The 20,123-nt window shown below is 51.7% G+C and carries 18 protein-coding genes; 7 read left to right on the top strand and 11 right to left on the bottom strand.

The genetic code is table 11. The features are described 5' to 3' along the window. Positions 1–307: 307 nt before the first annotated feature. Complete coding sequence (locus OO017_RS11690) at positions 308–2,449, top strand: T9SS type A sorting domain-containing protein (RefSeq protein WP_266052676.1); 2,142 nt, start codon at positions 308–310, stop codon at positions 2,447–2,449. 96 nt (positions 2,450–2,545) lie between these two features. Here the strand turns inward: OO017_RS11690 and OO017_RS11685 are convergent, their stop codons facing one another. The 4 genes from OO017_RS11685 to OO017_RS11670 form a co-directional block, all read right to left on the bottom strand. Then, a complete protein-coding gene (locus OO017_RS11685; RefSeq protein WP_266052675.1) occupies positions 2,546–3,241 on the bottom strand; it encodes a metallophosphoesterase family protein in 696 nt (231 codons plus the stop codon). A 98-nt stretch (positions 3,242–3,339) separates the two neighbouring features. After that, positions 3,340–3,579 (bottom strand): hypothetical protein, encoded by a 240-nt coding sequence (locus tag OO017_RS11680; protein ID WP_266052674.1) that lies wholly within the window; start codon positions 3,577–3,579, stop codon positions 3,340–3,342. A gap of 93 nt (positions 3,580–3,672) precedes the next feature. Beyond that, entirely contained in the window at positions 3,673–3,975 is a 303-nt protein-coding gene (locus tag OO017_RS11675; RefSeq protein WP_266052673.1) for a hypothetical protein, read from the bottom strand. Between the two features lie 81 nt (positions 3,976–4,056). Continuing rightward, on the bottom strand, positions 4,057–4,914 hold the full coding sequence (locus OO017_RS11670) for an SDR family oxidoreductase (RefSeq protein ID WP_266052672.1): 858 nt from the start codon (positions 4,912–4,914) through the stop codon (positions 4,057–4,059). Positions 4,915–4,984: 70 nt separating this feature from the next. Between OO017_RS11670 and OO017_RS11665 the strand changes: the two genes are divergently transcribed. From OO017_RS11665 to OO017_RS11640, 6 genes are all read left to right on the top strand, one after another. Beyond that, the gene (locus OO017_RS11665) at positions 4,985–5,284 is read left to right on the top strand and encodes a 4a-hydroxytetrahydrobiopterin dehydratase (protein ID WP_266052671.1); all 300 of its coding nucleotides are present in this window, start codon (positions 4,985–4,987) and stop codon (positions 5,282–5,284) included. Positions 5,285–5,558: 274 nt separating this feature from the next. After that, complete coding sequence (gene rsmI / locus OO017_RS11660) at positions 5,559–6,269, top strand: 16S rRNA (cytidine(1402)-2'-O)-methyltransferase (RefSeq protein ID WP_266052670.1); 711 nt, start codon at positions 5,559–5,561, stop codon at positions 6,267–6,269. A 1-nt stretch (position 6,270) separates the two neighbouring features. Further along, entirely contained in the window at positions 6,271–7,506 is a 1,236-nt protein-coding gene (locus OO017_RS11655) for an Lnb N-terminal periplasmic domain-containing protein (RefSeq protein WP_266052669.1), read from the top strand. After that, a complete protein-coding gene (locus OO017_RS11650; protein ID WP_266052668.1) occupies positions 7,503–8,306 on the top strand; it encodes an inositol monophosphatase family protein in 804 nt (267 codons plus the stop codon). Before OO017_RS11655 ends, OO017_RS11650 begins: the two co-directional genes overlap by 4 nt. A 31-nt stretch (positions 8,307–8,337) precedes the next feature. Then, positions 8,338–8,514 (top strand): hypothetical protein, encoded by a 177-nt coding sequence (locus OO017_RS11645; protein ID WP_266052667.1) that lies wholly within the window; start codon positions 8,338–8,340, stop codon positions 8,512–8,514. A 158-nt stretch (positions 8,515–8,672) separates the two neighbouring features. After that, on the top strand, positions 8,673–9,011 hold the full coding sequence (locus OO017_RS11640; RefSeq protein ID WP_266052666.1) for a hypothetical protein: 339 nt from the start codon (positions 8,673–8,675) through the stop codon (positions 9,009–9,011). A gap of 62 nt (positions 9,012–9,073) precedes the next feature. Here the strand turns inward: OO017_RS11640 and OO017_RS11635 are convergent, their stop codons facing one another. From OO017_RS11635 to OO017_RS11605, 7 genes are all read right to left on the bottom strand, one after another. Continuing rightward, a complete protein-coding gene (locus OO017_RS11635; protein ID WP_266052665.1) occupies positions 9,074–10,006 on the bottom strand; it encodes a mechanosensitive ion channel family protein in 933 nt (310 codons plus the stop codon). 51 nt (positions 10,007–10,057) lie between these two features. Next, positions 10,058–11,080, bottom strand: coding sequence for an SPASM domain-containing protein (locus OO017_RS11630; RefSeq protein WP_266052664.1), 1,023 nt, complete (start codon positions 11,078–11,080; stop codon positions 10,058–10,060). Positions 11,081–11,202: 122 nt separating this feature from the next. Beyond that, entirely contained in the window at positions 11,203–12,390 is a 1,188-nt protein-coding gene (locus OO017_RS11625) for a baeRF3 domain-containing protein (RefSeq protein WP_266052663.1), read from the bottom strand. 260 nt (positions 12,391–12,650) lie between these two features. Further along, positions 12,651–12,881: a hypothetical protein gene (locus tag OO017_RS11620; protein WP_266052662.1), complete on the bottom strand. Its 231-nt coding sequence runs from the start codon at positions 12,879–12,881 to the stop codon at positions 12,651–12,653. Positions 12,882–13,591: 710 nt separating this feature from the next. Continuing rightward, positions 13,592–15,010 carry a TlpA family protein disulfide reductase gene (locus tag OO017_RS11615; protein ID WP_266052661.1) on the bottom strand — a complete coding sequence of 473 codons (1,419 nt, stop codon included), beginning with the start codon at positions 15,008–15,010 and terminating at the stop codon, positions 13,592–13,594. 440 nt (positions 15,011–15,450) lie between these two features. After that, the gene (gene radA, locus OO017_RS11610; protein WP_266052660.1) at positions 15,451–16,830 is read right to left on the bottom strand and encodes a DNA repair protein RadA; all 1,380 of its coding nucleotides are present in this window, start codon (positions 16,828–16,830) and stop codon (positions 15,451–15,453) included. A gap of 72 nt (positions 16,831–16,902) precedes the next feature. Beyond that, entirely contained in the window at positions 16,903–19,821 is a 2,919-nt protein-coding gene (locus OO017_RS11605; RefSeq protein WP_266052659.1) for a CHASE domain-containing protein, read from the bottom strand. Between the last annotated feature and the right edge of the window lie 302 nt (positions 19,822–20,123).

The following is a 20,123-nucleotide window of genomic DNA, read 5'->3' as shown; positions in this document are numbered from 1 at the left end:
TTATACCCTCCATAATCAATTTTCATGCAATTACTATATTAGCTATTGCTTATATATATTACTTTTAATACATTTAACCCGAAGCAACCACACCTCACAGTTATTTTATTTATTGGAATAATAAAAATCAGTGTCCTTAACTTTAAAATTTTAGATTTGTATGAAACAAAATCTACTCAAAGGTCCTGAATTCTGTGGTGTAGAATTCTCAGGAAAAACTGTCCAATTCCGAAGTTTGGATAGTTACAAATGGAGACTCAGGAGTATTTTTACTCTTCTTGCCTTGTGTATGGCAAGCGCAATGGTCATGGCATCGCATTTTAAAGGCGGGCAGATAACCTATAAATATCTGGGCAATGGCCAGTATGATATTCTGATCAAAGGGTATTGGGATAAAGACGCAGTAGGAAATATCAATCCAACTTACGAAGGGTCGCCGAGGCTTAACACCCCCTCACTTACCATTTCTAAAACACTGCTCCCGGATGGCAAGACGATGGAGCACGTGCAGCAGCAGCGGGTAACTTGGTCTACGCCCGGCCTGTACCAGATTTCCTGGAAAAGCTGCTGCCGGGCAAACGGCTCCAACTTCGGCTCGGAGCAAAGTGGTTTGTTTGCGGCGGTTAACTACGACCCGCAGGCCCCCAGCTCTTCGCCACAGTTTTACGATGTGCCTATCTTTAACTTTGATATTGACACCCCCATTAACTTCAGCCTGAGCATGGAGGACAGTGAGGGCCACGAACAACAGTATTCGCTGGAGACACCCTTCGGCGTGAACGACAACCTGTATCAGTTGATGAAGCAAACGGGGTTTGACGTGACAAACACTGGCACCGTGCTCTGGTCTAACCCTCAGAAAGGCCTCTGGCTTGTAAACGTAAAGCTTCGGGAGAAAATAGACGGGCAGTTTACCGGCGCTTTTGTGCTGCGCGACTTTATACTTAATGTATTAGATGACGACAACAATGCGCCTGTGTTTGCGCCGATGCAGCCGCAAGTGGTAAGCCTGGGGGAAACTTTAAATTTTGAGGTGACGGCGACAGACGCAGCCGGGCAAAGCGTAAGCCTACAGGCTAGCAGCTCCGTGTTTGAGAAGGGCGCCAGCTTTACGCAAACCGCTACCGGCAATATCGCCAGAGGCACTTTTTCCTGGACCCCGGACGCCCTGGGGAGCTACAACGTACAGTTCACCGCAACAGACAACAACCTGATCCCCCTTTCTGCGCAGATGATTGTGCCTATCTCGGTGGTATCTCCCACCGAAGCCTGCGCCGTTATGGTCTCGGCTTCGATAGCGCAACAGCCGTGTGGCGAGAACTCTAATGGCCTGGTTCACCTGCAAGCTGACCACGGCACGGCACCTTATACTTACTCACTGGACGGTGGACAGTCTTTCCAGGCATCGGATCTGTTTAACGGGCTGGGTGCAGGCACCTATACCGCGGTAGCAAAGGACGCGACAGGTTGCACGAGCCAATCTGCCACGGTAATTGTTACCGCCGCCGCGCTGCCCGAAATAATTTTTAGCGAGCCTGTAATTACCGTATGCCAAGGCGCAGCGCCGTTCACGATGTCCGGGGCCAGCCCTACGGGAGGAGTTTACACTAGCGCTTATGTAGAGAACGGCCTTTTCAATCCAACTTTGGCGGGGCCAGGCAAGCACGCGGTGGTTTATACTTACACCAACACCAATGGCTGCAGCAGCAGCGCCACCATGTTTGTAGTGGTTAACACCGCGCCAACAGCTAATGCCGGAGAGGATAAAACTGTCTTTTTCGGTTATAAGGATTATAACTGCACTACCCTAACAGCCAGTGCCACTGGCGGCAACGCAGCATTTTATACGTATAGCTGGAGCACAGGCGAAACAACAGCCTCCATCCAGGTTTGCCCTACCGCCACCACCACCTACACGCTTACCGTAACGGATGCCTCGGGCTGCACCAGCACTGATGAGGTGACAGTGGAGGTAGTGGACGTGCGCTGCGGCAACAAGAAGAAACTGGACAAGGTGACTGTTTGCCACAAAGGCAAGCCAATATGCATCGCCCCGGCGGCAGTGCAGGCGCACCTGGCACACGGCGATGTGCTCGGCGACTGCAGCACTGGCAGCAACAGCTCACCAGAGGTAGCCGACACAGAGGAGATTGCTGCGGAAGACGCGACAGAGGAAGAAGAAATAGCAGAGGCTGAACTGCTACTGTACCCTAACCCGATCAACGACAGAGGCCAGCTCACCCTGAAGCTGAAAGAAGCTGACTACGTGGTGCTGGATATCGTGGACATGAACGGCAAGGTAGTTACCAAGCTTTTCGACGGCGAGGTAGCAGCTAACCAGGAGATGACCTTCAACATCAACAGAAGCATCGGCAACAAGAACATCTATATCGGAAGGCTTTCTACTTCTAAGGGCAGCAAGTTCATCAAGCTGGTGATCACGCAGTAATAGAAGTATAAACCACACCATTAAAGAAGGGCAGCTTTACAGGGCTGCCCTTCTTTATTATATATAGGTGCATATATCAATTTCATACTTTCCAAGCTAGCTTTTCCGTGCTACCGGGTATGGGCGATCTATGTTGGGTTGGATGTAGAGTTCCTGCGTATCCATGTCCAGTGCCACCAGGTTGCCGTAGGCGGCGTTTTTATAGTAGACACAGCCGGCGTCCAGGTTCAGCTTCTGTTCTTTATGCGAGGCGGCTTTCTTGATGGTATGCAAAGGCGTGGGCGTGTGGCCGTGCAGCAGCTTCTTATTACCGAGGCGCTCCCAGTCAGGTGTATATCCCCGGATATTGAGCATGGCCTCTTTGTCAGAGAAGATATCGTCTTGCTTAAAATCGAACCCGGCGTGCACCAGGAAGTAGTCAGGCAGCTCGAGGTAATAGGGGAGGCTATCCAGGAAGCCAACATACTTTTTGTTCAGATGCTCAAACCCGTTGATGCCGAAACTCTGTAGCACCAGCTCCTGTTCGGTTGGCGTCAGGTTAAGCGCTTTTTCCCCCTTTTTCACGGACTTCAGCAGCATTTGGTCGTGGTTGCCGCGCAGGCAGTGTACCTGGTAGTTCTGCTTCCGGAGATGAAGTATAAAATCGATCACTCCTTTGGAGTCGGGGCCTTTGTTCACGAGGTCGCCGAGCAAGTATAACTCGTCGTTTCGGGTAAGCTGAAGCTGATCGTGCACCATAGCTTTAAACGTGCGGGCACAGCCGTGGATGTCAGTCAGGGCATAACGAGGCATATCATCTGTTTTTTCGCAGCCTTTGCGGCCCGCTAATATAACACAGAGATAGCACCCGTGGTACAGGTGCTATCTCTGGTTAAGCAATGTTAGGTATTTTAATTATACTTGTTGTTATCAATATCGGGTTTGTTCGTGTTGCGGTTAGGGTTGTTTGTCATGGTGTTCTTGCCCGCCGCTTTGTCTGGCCCTTCAGTATGTTTTTTCTTCAGCTCTTCGTGCTCGGCGCGGGTCTGGTTTGGGTCTACAGGCTTGCCGCCCGCTGCCTTATCCTGTCCGCGTCCGGTTGGTCTTCCTTCGTTTTCTGAGCTTGGCTGTGTGTGCTTATATGATGGCATGATGTCCTCCTTTTTTAAATTCAACTTCACGACCGGCAAACATTATACTTGCCAGCCATACTTATAAATCAGTTACACTTTTTATTGACGGGCTTAGGTGCCGCGGCCCTCGTCTTCGGTGCGCATGTTGTCCGGTGGCTGTATGCCATCGTCGGCAAAATCGTTTACGCCGGTGGCGCTTGGTCCCTCAGAAGCCGTGTCGCTGCCGTAGCCCTCTTTGCCGTCGCGGTTACCGAAGCCGCCACGCTGGTGCTCGTTCTTAGGCGGGTCAGCACCCGGAATAATATGCCCGGCGCGCATTTCCTGATCCCCCGTGTCCTCATCCAAATCGCGGAATCCCCGCTTGTCGGGGAGCTGGTTTTTCAGCTTCCCTTTATCTTCTTTATCTTCAGCCATAATAGCATTCTTTTAATTAACATCGTGCTCTGTTGCAAAAGCACTTATACTTGGGTTTTACTCTTTTCAGGCGGCTTTGGTTTAGGTCGTCACCATTTCGCCTCCGTTTATGTGCATAATCTCGCCCAAGGTAAAGGCTGAGTCTTCGGAGGCCAGGTACACATAGGCAGGCGCCACCTCCGATGGCTGCCCGGCGCGTTTCAGCAGTGTTTTCTGGCCGAATTTCGATACTTTTTCCTCGTCAAAAGAGGCCGGGATAAGCGGTGTCCAGATTGGCCCCGGGGCCACGCCATTCACCCGTATTTTTTTATCGGCCACCATTTGGGCAAGCGTGCGGGTAAAGGTAAGTATGGCGCCTTTTGTGGAGGAGTAATCGAGCAGCAGTTTGTTGCCATGGTACGCCGTTACAGAAGTGGTGTTGATGATGGTGCTTCCCTCTTTCATGTGGTTCAGGGCCTCCTTCACGAAGTAGAACATGGAGAAGATGTTCGTGTCGAAGGTGCGCTTCAGCTGCTCCTCCGTAATGTCTCGGATATCCTCCTGGGCATGCTGCTCTCCGGCGTTATTCACCAGCGTATCCAGCCGCCCTAGTTCCTTTACGGTTTGCTTCACGGCATCGCGGCAGAAGTCCTCCTTGCCCACGTCTCCCGAGATCAGCAGGCATTTGCGGCCTTCTTTTTCCACCATCTGTTTAGTGTCTTGGGCGTCTTTGTCCTCGTTGAGGTACACAATGGCGATATCGGCCCCCTCGCGGGCAAAGTGCACGGCCACGGCACGCCCGATGCCGCTGTCGCCGCCAGTGATCAGGGCTACTTTACCCTTCAGCTTGTCACTGCCTTTATACCCGTCTCTGATGATCTCCGGCTCCGGCATCATTTTATGCTCCTTGCCCGGCTGCTCCATCTCCTGCGGCGGAAAAGATTTTGGTTTGTTTTCCATAGTTTTTATAGGTTTATAGAAGTATATCGTCGTAAATAAACTTTTAAAGCTATACGCCTGCACAGTCGTCATGTTTCTGCAATACAGGCAGGCAAGGCCGCTAACCGTTAAACCTATGTGGAAAGAAGAAGAGAATAAAATATCGCGTAGCCTTACCTTTAAAGACTTTAAACAGGCGCTTGCCTTTATGAACGCTGTGGGGGAGGTGGCCGAGGAGCTGAACCATCATCCGTGGTGGAGCAACGTGTACAACAAAGTGGAGATTGAGCTCACCACCCACGACGCCAGCAACACCGTAACCGAGAAAGATCATGAACTGGCCAGGCGCATTGACAGGATCTATGACCGGATGATGGCGGAGAAGGGGTGAGTTTATACTTGCTGAGGACTCATACTTCGCGAAGCGGTTATTTTACAGATTAACCGGTTTGCAGAAGTATAAACTTAACGTTTCGGGTCAGGCAGGGCTTTCAGGATCTACATATTTTGTCATCCTGAAAGGATCTTGGTAGCTGGTAGTATAGGCTTAACCTGCCTACTACCAGGTTTCTTTACAGGACGAGCAGCCAAAGTATAAACGCCAACCGCCCTTTTTACTTTTCTACCTTTTTACCTTTCTCCCTTATCTATAGTATCTTTACGCCATGCAGGAACAGGAAAAGACAAGTTTATACCTGGTGCCGACTCCCATCGGTAACCTGGAGGATATCACGCTGCGGGCCATTCGTATACTGAAGGAGGTGGACGTTATACTTGCCGAGGACACGCGCACCAGCGGCAAGCTGCTGCAGCACCTGGGCATCGAAAAACGCATGCACAGCCACCATCTGCACAACGAGCACAAGGCCACCGCCCACCTAATAGACCGCATGAAGGCCGGGGAGGTGATGGCATTGGTCTCGGATGCGGGCACGCCGGGCATCTCGGACCCCGGTTTCTTCCTGGTACGGGAGTGCGTGAAGAACGGTATCAAAGTAGAGTGCCTGCCGGGCGCTACGGCCTTCGTGCCTGCCTTGGTTAAATCCGGCTTCAGCACCGACCGTTTTACCTTTGAGGGGTTCCTGCCTGTGAAAAAGGGCCGCCAGACACGCTTGCAGAACCTGGCCGACGAGGAGCGTACTATGATTTTCTATGAGTCGCCGCACCGCCTGCTCAAGACGCTCACGCAGTTTAAGGAGTTTTTCGGGGGAGAGCGCGAGGCCTCTGTTTCACGTGAAATCTCGAAGATGTTTGAGGAAACCATTAACGGCACCCTGGACGAGCTGATCGAGATTTTCAACAACAAAGCCATTAAAGGCGAGTTTGTGCTAGTGGTTTCTGGGGCCGCCAAAGGCGGAAAAGCCGATAAAGAATAACATGAAAGCATTTATAAAAAAGCTAACGCTGATGCTGGCTCTCAGCATCCTTACCCTGCCGGCCTGGGCGCAGTTCGATGGCATCCCACTGTCGCAGGACGCAAAGATCAGCCTGATCACCTGCTCGCCAGGGCCAGACCTGTACGCCATTTTCGGGCACAGCGCCGTGCGGGTGCACGACCCGGCCAATGGCATGGACGTGGTGTTCAATTACGGCACCTTCGACTTCGACGAGCCCAACTTCTACCTCAAGTTTGCGCAGGGCAAGCTAAACTACAAGCTCTCGGCGGCGCATTTCCAGGATTTCGTGTACAGCTACACCATGGACAACCGCTCGGTGTACGAGCAGCAGCTGAACCTGACGGAGGAGCAGAAGCAGCAGTACTGGGCCTTCCTGACGCACAACTACCTGCCCGAGAACCGCTTTTATCTTTACGACTTCTTTTTCGACAACTGCGCCACCCGCATCCGCGACGGCCTGGAGGCTACCTTCCCCAACCAGCTGGCCTTTAACATCAGCCAGTTCGACCAGGACTACAGCTTCCGGAACCTCATCGATTTATACCTGGGGCCGCAGCCTTGGGGCGATTTCGGGATCGACATAGCCCTTGGCGCGCGCATCGACCAGGAGGCCACTCCTTACCAGTACATGTTCCTGCCGGATTACCTCTCCAAAGGCCTGGCCAATGCTACTCTCTCGCAAAAAGGCAGTACGGCACCACTGGCACTGGAGCAGAAGGTGATCTTTGAGCGCGACCCTTCTATTCCCCTGGAGGCTGGCTGGTTTACGCCGCAGCTGCTGTTCTGGGCATTTTTCGTGATCGTGGTGGCGCTTACAGCCATGGATTTCATCAAGCGCAGCCGCAGCCGCGTGTTCGACATGGTGTTTTTCCTGGTGCTGGGGCTGCTGGGTATTGTGGTGCTGCTGCTCTGGTTCGCCACCGACCACCAGGCCACAGCTTATAACTTTAATTTACTCTGGACTATCCCTTCGCACGTGGTAGTTGCTGTCTTTCTGGGCCGCAGCATACTCCGGGAGTGGGTGCGCAAGTATATGCTCTATACTGCCATAGTTACCGCAGTGGCCGTGATTGGCTGGCCGCTGTGGCCGCAAATGTACCATGCCGCTTTCCTGCCGATTATGCTGGCGACCGTACTCAGAGCCGCGTATGCCGTATGGTTCTCTAAACAAGCACAAGCCACAGCACATTTTCAAAGTATAGCACAGCGAATATGAACCTGAACCAACTGGCCAACAACCTGAACATACTTTGCCGCAGCGTCGGCGCATTTATACAGAAGGAGGGAGAGAACTTTGAGCGCTCCCAGATAGAGCAGAAGGGCTTTAACGACCTTGTTTCTTACGTGGATAAGGAGGCGGAGGAGAAGCTGGTGGAGGGGCTGCGCAAGCTGCTTCCGGAGGCGGGCTTTATTGCCGAGGAGGGTACCGACACCACACGCGGCGAGCGCTTTAACTGGGTGATAGACCCGCTGGACGGCACCACCAACTTTACCCACGGCCTGCCTGCCTACTGCGTCAGCGTGGGGTTGTTGGATGGCGACCAGGTGGTACTGGGCACGGTGTACGACCCTAACCGCGACGAGTGTTTCTGGGCCTATAAAGGCGGCGGCGCCTTCTGCAACGACACGCCCATAAAGGTATCGGACGCGCCCGCGCTGAAAGACAGCCTGATCGCCACTGGATTCCCATACTATGACTTCGGCCTGACACAGCAGTACCTGCAGGTGCTGGGGTCGTTTATGTCTAAATCGCACGGGATACGCCGTATCGGCTCTGCCGCCATTGATTTGGTATATGTGGCCTGCGGGCGCTTTGAGGGATTTTTTGAGTATAACCTGAATGCCTGGGATGTGGCAGCCGGTGTGATTATAGTGCAGGAGGCGGGCGGCAAGCTCAGCACGTTCACCGAGGGCAGCGATTTTGTCTTCGGGCGCGAGATTGTGGCCAGCAACGGTAGCGTGCACCCCGAGATGCTGCAGACCATCGGCGAGTTCTGGAAAAAGCCGAAAGCCTAAACTTTTTATACTTCCAAAGGGTTTCTAAAGTATGATTCAGCAACTCCTCATCCTGCTTATCTTTCTGGCGGCGGTAGCCTACATGCTGCGCATGCTCTACCAGGTGTTTTCGGCCAGAAGCGGCTGCGCCAAGAGCTGTGGCGCCTGCTCCACCATCGACTTCAAGAAGATACAGCAAGACCTGGAGAAACAGCAGGCAAAGGCCTAGCCTGTTTCGTTTTTAAGCCTCCGGCAGGCTGGTAGCGCAGGGTGTTATACTTTGATCTCGGCTTCCGCCTCACATTAATCGCCCCTCGTTTTGTATCTAAACTTTGTTTTTGCGTATAGTTCTATACTTAGGAGTAGAATCAATTAAACCGATACATTATGCAAGATAAAGTTGAAGAAAGATCTTTAGTGAACGTACTGAACCGCCTCCGTAAAGACGGCTATAAGTATGATTTTAAAGTAGGGCAGGATGGAAGACTCTGCACTATGGAAGAAAAAGAGCAGTTTAACCCGGACCAGGTGCGCATTGTAGACCACTACCGTTTTGAGGGCGAAAGTGACCCGGACGATATGTCTATACTATATGCATTAGAGACAAGCACCGGCCTGAAGGGCACCATCTCCAACTCCTACGGCCCTTATGCCGATGAGAACGTGGACACGTTTCTGAAACAGGTGGAGGACCTGGGCAAGAACCTGGATAAGAACGACAAGTAAAACAGCAAGGGCCGACATCATATCGGCCCTTGCTGCTGCTAAATTAAAGAATACCTTAGTTGTTATTGGCCATTGCCGCCCAGGCGCTGGCCATTTTTTATACTTGCGGTTATCGCCTGCAGCTCCTCGCTCAGCTTCTCGCCGCCTTTTATACCAAAATCCAGCGTTCGGATAGGGAATGGAATAAGGATATCGTTGGCATCAAAGGCTTTCTTTATCTTAATAATAGCATCGCTTTTGGCGCCCACATAGTCTACCTGCCGGCTGTAAGTAACCCAGAAGCGCGCCTTAAAGTTGATGGAGCTGTCACCGAAGCCATCATACATTACCTCTACATCGCGTGTCTTCACGCGGTTCTTCACATCCTGAAGCGCCTCTATCACCACCTGCTGCACCCGTTCCAGATCCTCGGCGTAGGATATACCCACCTCCAGGTCGATGCGGCGGGTGCCGTAGATGGAGAAGTTGGTCATGGGATTCTCAAACACCATCTTGTTCGGCAGCCTTACCAGCTCACCGGTAACTTGGCGAATATCTATAGTCCGAAGCGTGATACGCTCAATCGTGCCGAAGTAATCGTTAGTTTCTATGTTATCGCCCACGCCAAACGGTTTCTGCACGGCAATAATGACTCCGGAAATAAAGTTGGCGGCAATATCCTGAAAGGCAAAGCCCAAGGCCAGACCGATGATACCGACACCGGCCAGCAGCGAAATCACCACTTTATCCAAGTTCAGCACGCTCAGCACAAAGAAGAAACCGACCATCAGCATGCCGATATGGAGTAACGTCAGGATCAGGTTATTGAGGGCGGCGCTGTGCGAGAACCTGTTGATGAATTTGCCCAGCCAGTCGCGCACAAAGCCCGCCACGTAAAAAGTGATGATCAGCAGGATAAGTGCCACAAAGATATTCGGGAGCATGAGTACTATTTGCGCTCCCCAGCCCTCCAGCTTGCTCCAAAGCAGCTCCACGGCATCGTTCAGGTCTTTCATTGAGGTTAGGTTAATTTCCAAAATGATGATTTTTTCATGGTTAATACATTGTCAGGCCCACACTTTTGTGCCCTCGGTGCAGTTGCGGCACATCTCCACCTCGCTGCGGGAGCGTAGCAGTTTCTGCCGGAACGAGTTATACTCCTTGCCGCGCCATACTTGCGCAAAGCTCTGCTGCTGCAGGTCGCCCTGCCGGTAGTCGGCATCTTTATCGAAGCAGCAGGGCACTACCAGCCCGTCCCAGGTGATCACGCAGGAGTGCCACATCTTCCAGCAGTGGTTCAGCAGCTTGTTCTTAATGCTGTAGCTGCCGTCGCCGTTGTTTGTGTACCTGGAGTAGTAGTCTATCGTCGGGATGAGCGGGGAGCCCTGGGCATAGTCGTAGATCTGGGCAGTTTTGAACACCACCTCGTCCACCCCCAGTTCCTTTGCCAGCGCTTTTACATCCTCCAGTTGGTGCTCGTTAGGGCGCACCACCAGAAACTGGAACATGATGTGCGGCGTCTTTGTTTTCAGCTCCTTCTTCCACTTCACCACATTGCGCGTACCCTCCAGCACCTTCTCCAGTTTTCCGCCCACCCTGTAGGCCGCATACGTCTCCTGCGTAGTGCCGTCTATAGATACGATCAACCGGTCCAGTCCGGATTCCACGGTTTGGCGTGCCGTGGCATCATCCAGAAAGTGTGCGTTGGTGGAGGTAGCCGTATAGATGCCGCGGTCTGAGGCATACTTTACCAGCTCCAGAAAGCTCTTGTGCAAATATGGCTCCCCCTGGAAATAAAAGATAAGGTACAGCAGGCGGCGGTGCAGCTGGTCTATGGTGCTTTTAAACAACTCATTCTGCAGCATGCCGGTGGGCCGTGAGAAGGAGCGGAGGCCACTGGGGCACTCGGGGCAGCGCAGGTTGCAGGAGGTGGTGGGCTCCAGCGAAATACTGAGGGGATAGCCCCAGTGTGTAGCCTTGCCGGTGAACTTAGAGTACAGGTAGCTGCCCACCACCTGCAGCGCATTCAGCGCGCGCAGTGGCGTCAGTTTTGATAAAAAGTTAAACCCATCAGCTAAATAAACCGCCATAGAAGTATGCAGGTGCTACGGCAGCAGCCAAATGCAGCTAGCTACCCAAAATAATAGGGCAGCCGCTTTGGCTGCCCCACTAATTTATACTTTCTGCCGCTAACGGCCAAAAACAAGGCTGTTTAGTACCTGAAAAGCGCCTTTACATTGGCACCTCCCTCGGCAGACTCAGTGAGCCCGTTATAACTGCTAACGAACACTTTACCACCCTGGGCCAAAGTTTTGGTAGCCGCCAGATTTATCAGGTCATCATCGCCGCGTTTGTACTCGTTATGTATCTCAGCTGTAGCGCTCTTGGCGTCATACCTGCCCCAAACAGGCTGGCTTGGCGTAATAAATAGTGTATCCACGCGTCCATGCACGGCTTCTGCCGCCACAGTGGCAATATCCTCGGAAGTTACGCCGGTGCCTGCCACGTTCTGGTAGCGAGTCAGCGAATCGGTGTGCCCCTGCTGCATCATAGGTTTTACAACAGCCAACGCCTTCTGGTGCAGCGAATTGGCGTCCACCACATCGGCGTTTTCGTTTATATTGATGTTCTGCGGCACAATGTTTTTATACTTGCTGTGCTGCTTGTAAAGGCTGCAGTAATGGTCTACGCCGGCCAATACAAGGGGCTCATGTGCATCGTGCAGTATCTTTTGCATACTATTATCTATCTCTAGCACAAACTCGCGTACGCGCTCGTGCTCCTCATCGCCCTTGGTGCTGCCCGGACCGTGCACTATGTTTGTGCCGTTTACGGTGGTAGTGGAGTGGGTAAAGTCTTGGTCGTTGCCTTTCACGTCAAACTTCAGGGCTTTGTTCATGGTTTCGGGCACAAACGAGCTGATGTCTATCTGCCTGATCTTATCAATGGTCGCCTCATAAAAGCCTACTTTCTCGCGGTACAGGCTCAGGATAAAGAAACGGCCGTTCTGGCTCAGGATTGGCAATAAGGGGGTCAGGTAAAACTGATCCAGCACATACACTACGTCTGGCATTGTCATGGGAAGGGTATAATGCGCGGAGAAGCCTTTAGTGATGAACATAGCCAAGCCTTCTGCCTGGTGGCGCCAGAAGCCGTTGTCGTTCAAAAGCTCTTCCGCCGGTTTCATGTACTGCTCTATCTCTGCCTCGGGCACGTCGTGCCTTTGCAGCAGGGCTCGGGTTTCTCTGAGTTTGTTTTTAAAGAGGATGTGGTCTTGGCCATTCAGGGTTTCGTGGCCGGCACGGTGCGTAGGTATGTAGAGAGAAATACACAAAGCGTTTTGTGTGTTATTCTGCACATTCAGCAGCTTCTCAATGTCATTCTTATTGATTAATGCCATATTTTTTGTGGTTAAAAAGTAGAGTATTTGTAACTTCTAAATTGCTTTCATAGCTCTCTGCTGCTTACAGAGGTGTAGAAATTAAGTACGCAGCAAAACATTTAACGGTTATTTAGGGAGAGGTGGGTAATGGTTTTGCTGCCACAGTTCCTGATACGTGGTATATACTTGGGTTATACTTTATACGTGTTGCTGCTATATTTTTCCGCTGTTCCGGACATCCTTATCCGCGTACTCATACTTGCCAGTTTATATTTTCTTTACCTCCCCTTCTGGCGCAAGTCTTCAGACTTGTGACCTTTTATGATGTTGAGTTTGTAACTCAACTGGCTCGGAGAGCCATCCTTTATGCTTTGGCCATACGATATACCTGTCCATTCATACTTTCGCTGTTCCGGACATCTCTGTCCGGAACCTTCCTGCTGCGGATTTCCTAATCCGCGTGAGCCATACTTATACTTCCCTAGCTGCTGCTTTCTGCCACTTGACACAAGCTATCCTTTCTAGCTTCTGTTCATCCTCAGTCTTACGAACCTACAGTTTCATTTCTGGCTTTGGCTCCCTCCAGCCCGGGAGGGCTCGTCTTCCCGCATCGCGCTGGGACCTTTCCCTTTGCTCCTGCGTCGCAATGCCACGCTGCCGCTCGTCACCGGAAAAACTCCAAAGGCGCTCAACGGAAAGACTGGGATCAGTTCGATAGCCCCCGCTGACGGAGCCTGAGCAGTACTCCCTCTCCTGTTTTGGGGGTAGGGGCCCTCGAGAAAAGGAGAGGGCTGGGGAGAGGTGAAATTCCCCTCCTCGGAGGGGCTAGGGGTGAGTTAACACTTTTGCTGATGACACCCATCCCCAACTATGAAACTTACACTTCAACATCGTCTACCGAGAACTCCCCTCCTTGGACAAGGAGGGGCAGGGGTGGTTGGATAATCGTTTCCTGAGAATCCCCTGTCGAAAGGGGCTGGGTGGGTTTATACTTCTGCTGATAATACCAGCAGCCATGAAATTTATTCTTCAGCCAAAGCTTTTACAGGTTCCCCTCCTTAGACTACCGAGAATGCGCGCTTGAAGGTAGCGAGCGTAGCTCTGAGGGGTAGGGGTAGTGGACCCGGTACCTAATTTCACAAACTCAGAATTCACCCCTAAACAAAAAAAGCCCGGCACTCAGAAGAATGCCGGGCCAAGTATAAACTGTGAACGATGACTACTTTAAGGAGACCTGCCGTACCTCCAAGTGCTGCAGAATATCGTTGGCGGCCTCATGATCGCTGGGGCGGCGTGCTTTAAGGGAGATAAAGCGGCCTTCCTCGTCTATCAGGAAATAAGCCGGTACATCCTTCAGGCCATACTGCTTGGCAAGGGCAGCGTCAGCCCCCTTTGCCAACACATGCTCGCCCTGCAGCTCTTTCTTCTGTACCAGCTTCCGCCACTGCGCCTCGTCGTCTCCCACGGCAATGTTCAGGAAAACTATTTTATGGTTGCCCAGTTTGCCCGTAAGGCGTTGCAGGTGCGGCAGCTCTACATGGCAAAGTCCGCAGTCGCTGCGCCAGAAGTTAAGGTAGACCAGTTTGCCCCTGTAATCGCTGAGCGACACCGTATCGCCGTCTACATTCTGCAACATGAAATCCGGAGCTATGCCGCCGGTCACCAGTGTTGTGTTTTCGTTATATAGCCTTGCCAGGTACTCATTTCCGGCTCTGTCTCTGTTTTTCACATTGAAGTCCTCCAGCATTTGCTCGGTATACTTCAGGTGGCCCTGTTGTATAGACTGCTTCAGCACCTGCGCCTGCGCCAGTAGCTTCGCCTGCCCTTTCAGTTTCTGTTCTGCTACCTGGTAGCGTACTTTAAAATACTGCGGGTTTGCCTCCTGGTAGCCTGCCTCTTTGGCAAAATAAGCTGTATAGTTGCGCAGGAAGTTCACAAACGAAGGGCTTAAAAGGTTTGCAGGGCGGTTCAGGTCTAACTCGCTGAGGTAATCATAAAATGCCGCTGAGGGCTTGCTAAGCGATACCTGCATTACTTGCTGGCGCAGCGGGTGGTAACTCAGTTTGTCTGTGGCATAGCTAAAATCTATCTCGGCTTTCAGAAAATCGCTGAACTGCTCCGACACCTCTTTTTTACCGGTATACTTCTCAAAGCTGGCTAACTGGTCCTCGCGGCGGTAGTCCAGAAACTCAGTGAACTGCTGCTCTTTTAGTTTGATATTATCCGGCAGCACCTGGTACTCCTCCTCCTCCTCGAAGCGGTAAGTATAGTTTGCCAGGTAGTTATTCTCGTTGGCGCCCTTTCCTTTGTACTTCAGTGACTTAAGAAAATTTTTGCCGTTTGCGTTCATGATAAGCTCATAGCCCGGCTCCAGGTATACCTGCACCACCTCATCTCCATGCTGCAGTTCTGCCACGGTGGCTTCCTTTACAGGCACTTCCAGACGAAAACTTTTGCCGTCTAGCGTTACCTCTGTCGTAACTTCTTCCGGGATAAGGGGATTTGGGTAGATAACCAACTCTACCTGGTTGGAGAGGGGACTAGAGATTTTGCCACTGATGATGGCTTTGCCTTGGGCAAGGAGTTGGTTTGCTGCCAGCAGGATGAGGGCAGGCAGCAGCAGATTAAGTTTTTTCATCTGTTAGATGTAGTTCTGGTTCTTTGGCTAAAAGAATTCTTGCTATTATACTATAACCACCCTACACAAAGCGTCAGCAGCAGTAATAATAAGGCTTTGAACAACATCCTCCTACAATAAAATTCCAGAATATGATTAAATTTATAAATTCACTGGAATACAAAAACAAAAACTATGATAAGCACAAGATCAATACCATAGTTTATTCCTAACTCCATCTCTTAAACACTCCACAACACAATTAAAGGCACTGTTAAAGGCAAATCAAAGTATAGACACACTTCAACCCTTCGGCGCAACACACTTGCATTCTTGCAAGCTCATCTTTTTACAACCTAGTTAATACCCACCAAAAACAGTACAAAAAACGCAGGCTGTTATACCTGCGTCGTTTTATACTTGTAGCTAAGAAATTTTCTAATTTATACTTCCTGAAGCGCTTACCCAAACAAACTGGCGAAAACCTCCTCCAGACGACCGTAAGCGTGTATATTGATGGAAAATTTACTTAGGTCAACGCCTTTCTTGTTATACTTTGAGATATAGATGTCGGTAAACCCTAGCTTTTCAGCCTCTGTTATGCGGTTCTCCACGCGGTTTACGGCGCGCACCTCTCCTCCCAGGCCAACTTCGGCGGCAAAGCAGGCGGTGTTAGAGATGGGCATGTCCTCGAAAGACGACAGGATGGAAGCGCATACGGCCAGGTCCAGGGCAGGGTCTTCTACCTTCAGGCCACCGGCAATATTCAGAAACACGTCCTGGGCACCCAAGCGGTAGCCGCCGCGCTTCTCCAACACGGCCAGCAGCATGTTCAGGCGCTTGGCATCGAAACCGGTGCTGGTGCGCTGCGGGGTGCCATACGTAGCCGGGCTCACCAGGCTCTGCACCTCAATCAGCAAGGGGCGGTTGCCCTCCAGCGTGGCCCCTATACTTATGCCGCTAAAAGCATCCTCGCGCTGCGAGATCAGTATCTCCGACGGGTTGCTCACCTCGCGCAGGCCTGAGCCCATCATCTCGTATATACCCAGCTCAGAAGTAGAGCCAAAGCGGTTTTTAGTGGTGCGCAGGATGCGGTACGTCATGTGGCGGTCGCCCTCGAACTGCAGCACCGTATCTACCATGTGCTCCAGGATTTTGGGTCCGGCCAAGTTGCCTTCTTTGGTAATATGGCCGATCAGGAAAACAGGCGTGCCGCTCTCCTTGGCAAACTTCAGCAGCTCGGCAGTACACTCGCGCACCTGACTCACACTGCCCGCCCCAGCCTCAATAAAAGAGGAGTGGAGGGTTTGGATGGAGTCGATGATGAGCACCTGCGGCCGCACCAGCTCTATTTGCTTGAAGATATTCTGCGTGCCGGTTTCTGTAAGTATAAAGCAGTCGGAGGCTTGAGCCATGAGGCGCTCGGCGCGCATTTTTATCTGCTGCTCACTCTCCTCGCCACTCACGTACAGCACTTTCAGCCCCTGCAGGCTAAGGGCAATCTGCAGCATCAGCGTACTTTTACCTATGCCCGGCTCACCACCTATCAGCACCATGGAGCCCGGCACAATGCCGCCTCCCAGCACACGGTTCAGTTCCTGGTCCTGCGTAACTACGCGCTGCTGCTCCTGATACCTGATGTCGGCAATGGGCTTGGGTTTGTTGGCCACCTGCGCCGTGCTGCTGCCAACTTTCCAGGCGGTGGTCGGGGTTACCTCCTCGCGCTGTACCACCTCCTCTACGTAAGTATTCCACTCGCCGCAGGCAGGGCACTTGCCAATCCATTTGGCCGACTGGGCACCGCAGTTCTGGCAGAAGTATGATGTTTTTATCTTAGCCATTTAGTCAATTCAGAATGTGTGAATGTGTAATGAGCGAATAGGTAGCTGGATAGATTAATTACAAACCTCAAGCTACACCTCCTGCACAACAGACACCTGCTTAAAGTATACTTTAAAAGTGGTGCCTTTGCCCAGCTCGCTGCTCACCTCAATTTTGCCGCCGTTGTTCTCGATAATGCGCTTTACAATGTACAGGCCGATACCCGTGCCCTCCACGTGCGTGTGCAGGCGCTTGAACATGGTGAATAGCTTGTGCTGCTGCTCTTTCTTAATGCCGAGGCCGTTGTCCTGCACCTCCAGTACCACATACTCCCCCTCCTCATAGGTTTTGATACTTATTTCAGGGCTGCGCTCCGGCGATTTATACTTGATGGCATTACTCACCAGGTTGTATATGATGCTGCGCAGGTTTTTACGGGCATAGTTTATATTTTCTACCTGAATGTCGGTATTCAGTACGGCCCCGGTCTCCTGCACGGTAGCCTCCAGGTCTGCGGTGATATCCTGCAGCATGTCCCCGAAATGGAGCGGCTCCATCGACGACTGCAGCTCCTTCTGCACTTTGGTAATCTCGGTAAGGTCGGCAATAGTGCCCTTGAGCTTGTTGATGGAGTTCTGCAGCATGTCCAGCACTTCCATGTCCTCTTCCTCCAGCTTGCCCTGCAGGATGTCGCGCAGGAGCGTGGCAAGGCCCTCCATGTTGGCTATCGGCGATTTCAGGTCGTGGGAGGCGGTGTACACAAAGCTATCCAGGTCGTTGTTGATACGCTGCAGTTCGTTGTTCTTGCTGCTCAGCTCCTCGTTGGTGAGCAACAGCGCTTTCCGTGCATTTACCAGCTCCGTCACCTCCACGGCAAACACCAGCACCGCCTCTATTTTACCATTTGCATCTATCAGTGGCTGATACACCAGGTTGAAGTACCCGTACACCAGTTCGCCGTTGTTCTTCTGGTCAATAGCCGTTGGCACCTCATTCCCGACAAACGGAACGCCTGTCTTGAAAACCTGCTCTAGGCGATCGAAGAAGCCGCGGCCTTCTTCACCGGTGTGTGCCTCGTAAATAGTTTTGCCTACCAACGGGCGGTTGCCGTACAGTTTGCGGTACTCCGGGTTTGCCAGCACGTACTGGTAATCCGGGTAGCGTACCAGCCCTACCACCGCAGGCACCTCCAGGAACAGCTTTTGCAGCAGCTCGGCGTTTTGCTTCACCTTGCGCTCCGCATCCTTTATCTCGGTAATATCAATCACTGATCCGATAAAACCCTGAAACTCGTCGTTAGGGCCGAAGCGCGGCGTGTTGCTGGCCACCACCCAACGGTACTCCCCATCATAGCGGCGCATCCTGAACTCTATCCTGAAAGCGCTGTGGTCTTTGACGGCCTGCTTCGTTACTTTGTCTTTTCGCTCTAAATCATCCGGATGCACCACTTTCTTCCAACTCATGTTGATGGTGTCTTCGAAGCTGAAGCCCGTAAAGTCGAGCCACTGCTTGTTCACATACATGAAATTGGTGGCATCGTCCATGATTTTGATCATTACCGGGGCGTTATCGGCCATGGTTCGGAAGCGGGCCTCGCTCTCAATAATAGCCTGCTGGGCCTGCAACTCGTCGGTAATATCGCGCACCTCAATTATGGCGTAGCCCTCGCTGCCGCTCTCCAGCATAGGTTGTACGGAGCAGGAAACGTTAAAGAAGCTGCCGTCTTTGCGGACAAACACGCTCTCATAATCACGCAGTGGCTCAGTGGTGGAAAGAGCATTATACATCGGGCACTCAGCAGCCGGAAAGGGGGCTCCATCCAGGTGCTTGTAATGCACTATATCGTGCAACGACTTCTTCCGCACCTCCTCAAACGTGTAGCCGGTCATTTTCTCGGCTGCCGGGTTCATAAAAGTGCAGCGGCCCCTGGAGTCGATGATGAAGAGGGCTGCCGTGGCATTATCGGTAATGGTCTGCTTCAGGCTGTTGGAGCGGCGCGTGTTAGAAAGCGACCAGATGATAAAGAACATGAGCAAGCTTATGATAAAGCCGCCCATCAGGATGAAATAAGGCAGCTCAGAGTCGGCTGATTTGCCAAAATCCTCTTTAGCGGATATATAAAGGCGCCAGGTATGGTTGCCGATGGTGATGGTGCTCAAGTCGCTGTATTCCCTGTTGTTGTTGCCAAACAAGGGCTTAGTGTTGGTGCTGAAGAGCAGGCTAGCTTCCGAGGGCTCAGTGCCATCGTATACTTCTATGTCTATATCCGTAAAGTCATCTGTGAGTACGGATGTCATCAAATCCTTAGCCCGAAAAGGACTATAAACGAAACCCTTGATGAGCCGCTGCCGCTCCTGTATAGACTCGGGCTCGGCATTATTCTTATAAACAGGCAGGTAAATCAGGAAACCGGCCTGCTCATCCTTACCCGTCTCCTGCACCAGCCGCACCTTGCCCGACAGGGTGGCTTGCCTGGTATCGCGGGCAATACGCATAGCCGACTGGCGCACAGGCTCACTGAACATGTCGTACCCGAAGGCGCGCAGGTTGCGGTCCGTAAAAGGCTCCAGGTAAATAATGGCGGTGTAGAAATCTCGTTTGCCTTTGGGCGTAATGGTGTAGTTTTTAAACCCTTCGCGGCGTATCTGCGCCACATGCTGCTCTACTTCCTCCGGCCTTACCACATGCGTGTAGCCAAAGCCCTGCAGGCCAGGGTAGCTCTCCTCCAGCTTCAGAGTTTTATAGTAGTTGTTCCAGTCTTTGCGGGTTATGGTATCGGAGGAGATGAACATGGCCTTACCTCCAACCAGAATCTGGATATAGTCGCGCATGCGCTTATCTATGGCCTCTGTCACCTGTTCAGTGCGTATAGAGAACAATTTTGCGCTTCTCTCCTCCGCTTTCTTTTTAGTTTCTGAATATATAAAGAGGGTAAGCAGGAAGATGAGCAGGAAAGAGAATATTGCTATAAAATAATCTCTTACAAAAGAAGCCAGCTTGGCAAGTTTCATGAGTTATGATTTAATAACGGGAGGCGGCTGGCAGGGGAATCACCCCAAAACCTGCCCATCATAGTACGTTCTTCTTCAAATGTATAAAAAACAAAGCCATCTACCAACACAAAAAGTTCAATAGCCCCCGGAAAAAGACAATCTACCATTTTGGCTGATAGAAGTGGTCCTCTTGCAATTATGGCTGCAAAATTATAGCTTTCATAGTATATTACTCAAGCACCGGAGCAAGAAGGGAAAGGACTGGCCCACACTATCCATATAATACAAAATTTGCAGAAAGCATACTTGCCTGATGCCTG

This window comes from Pontibacter anaerobius, from assembly GCF_026241195.1.
In the GTDB taxonomy this organism is placed as follows: Bacteria; Bacteroidota; Bacteroidia; order Cytophagales; family Hymenobacteraceae; genus Pontibacter; species Pontibacter anaerobius.
The sequence above is the reverse complement of the archived record's forward strand: the minus strand, read 5'-3'. Positions and strand labels throughout refer to the sequence as shown.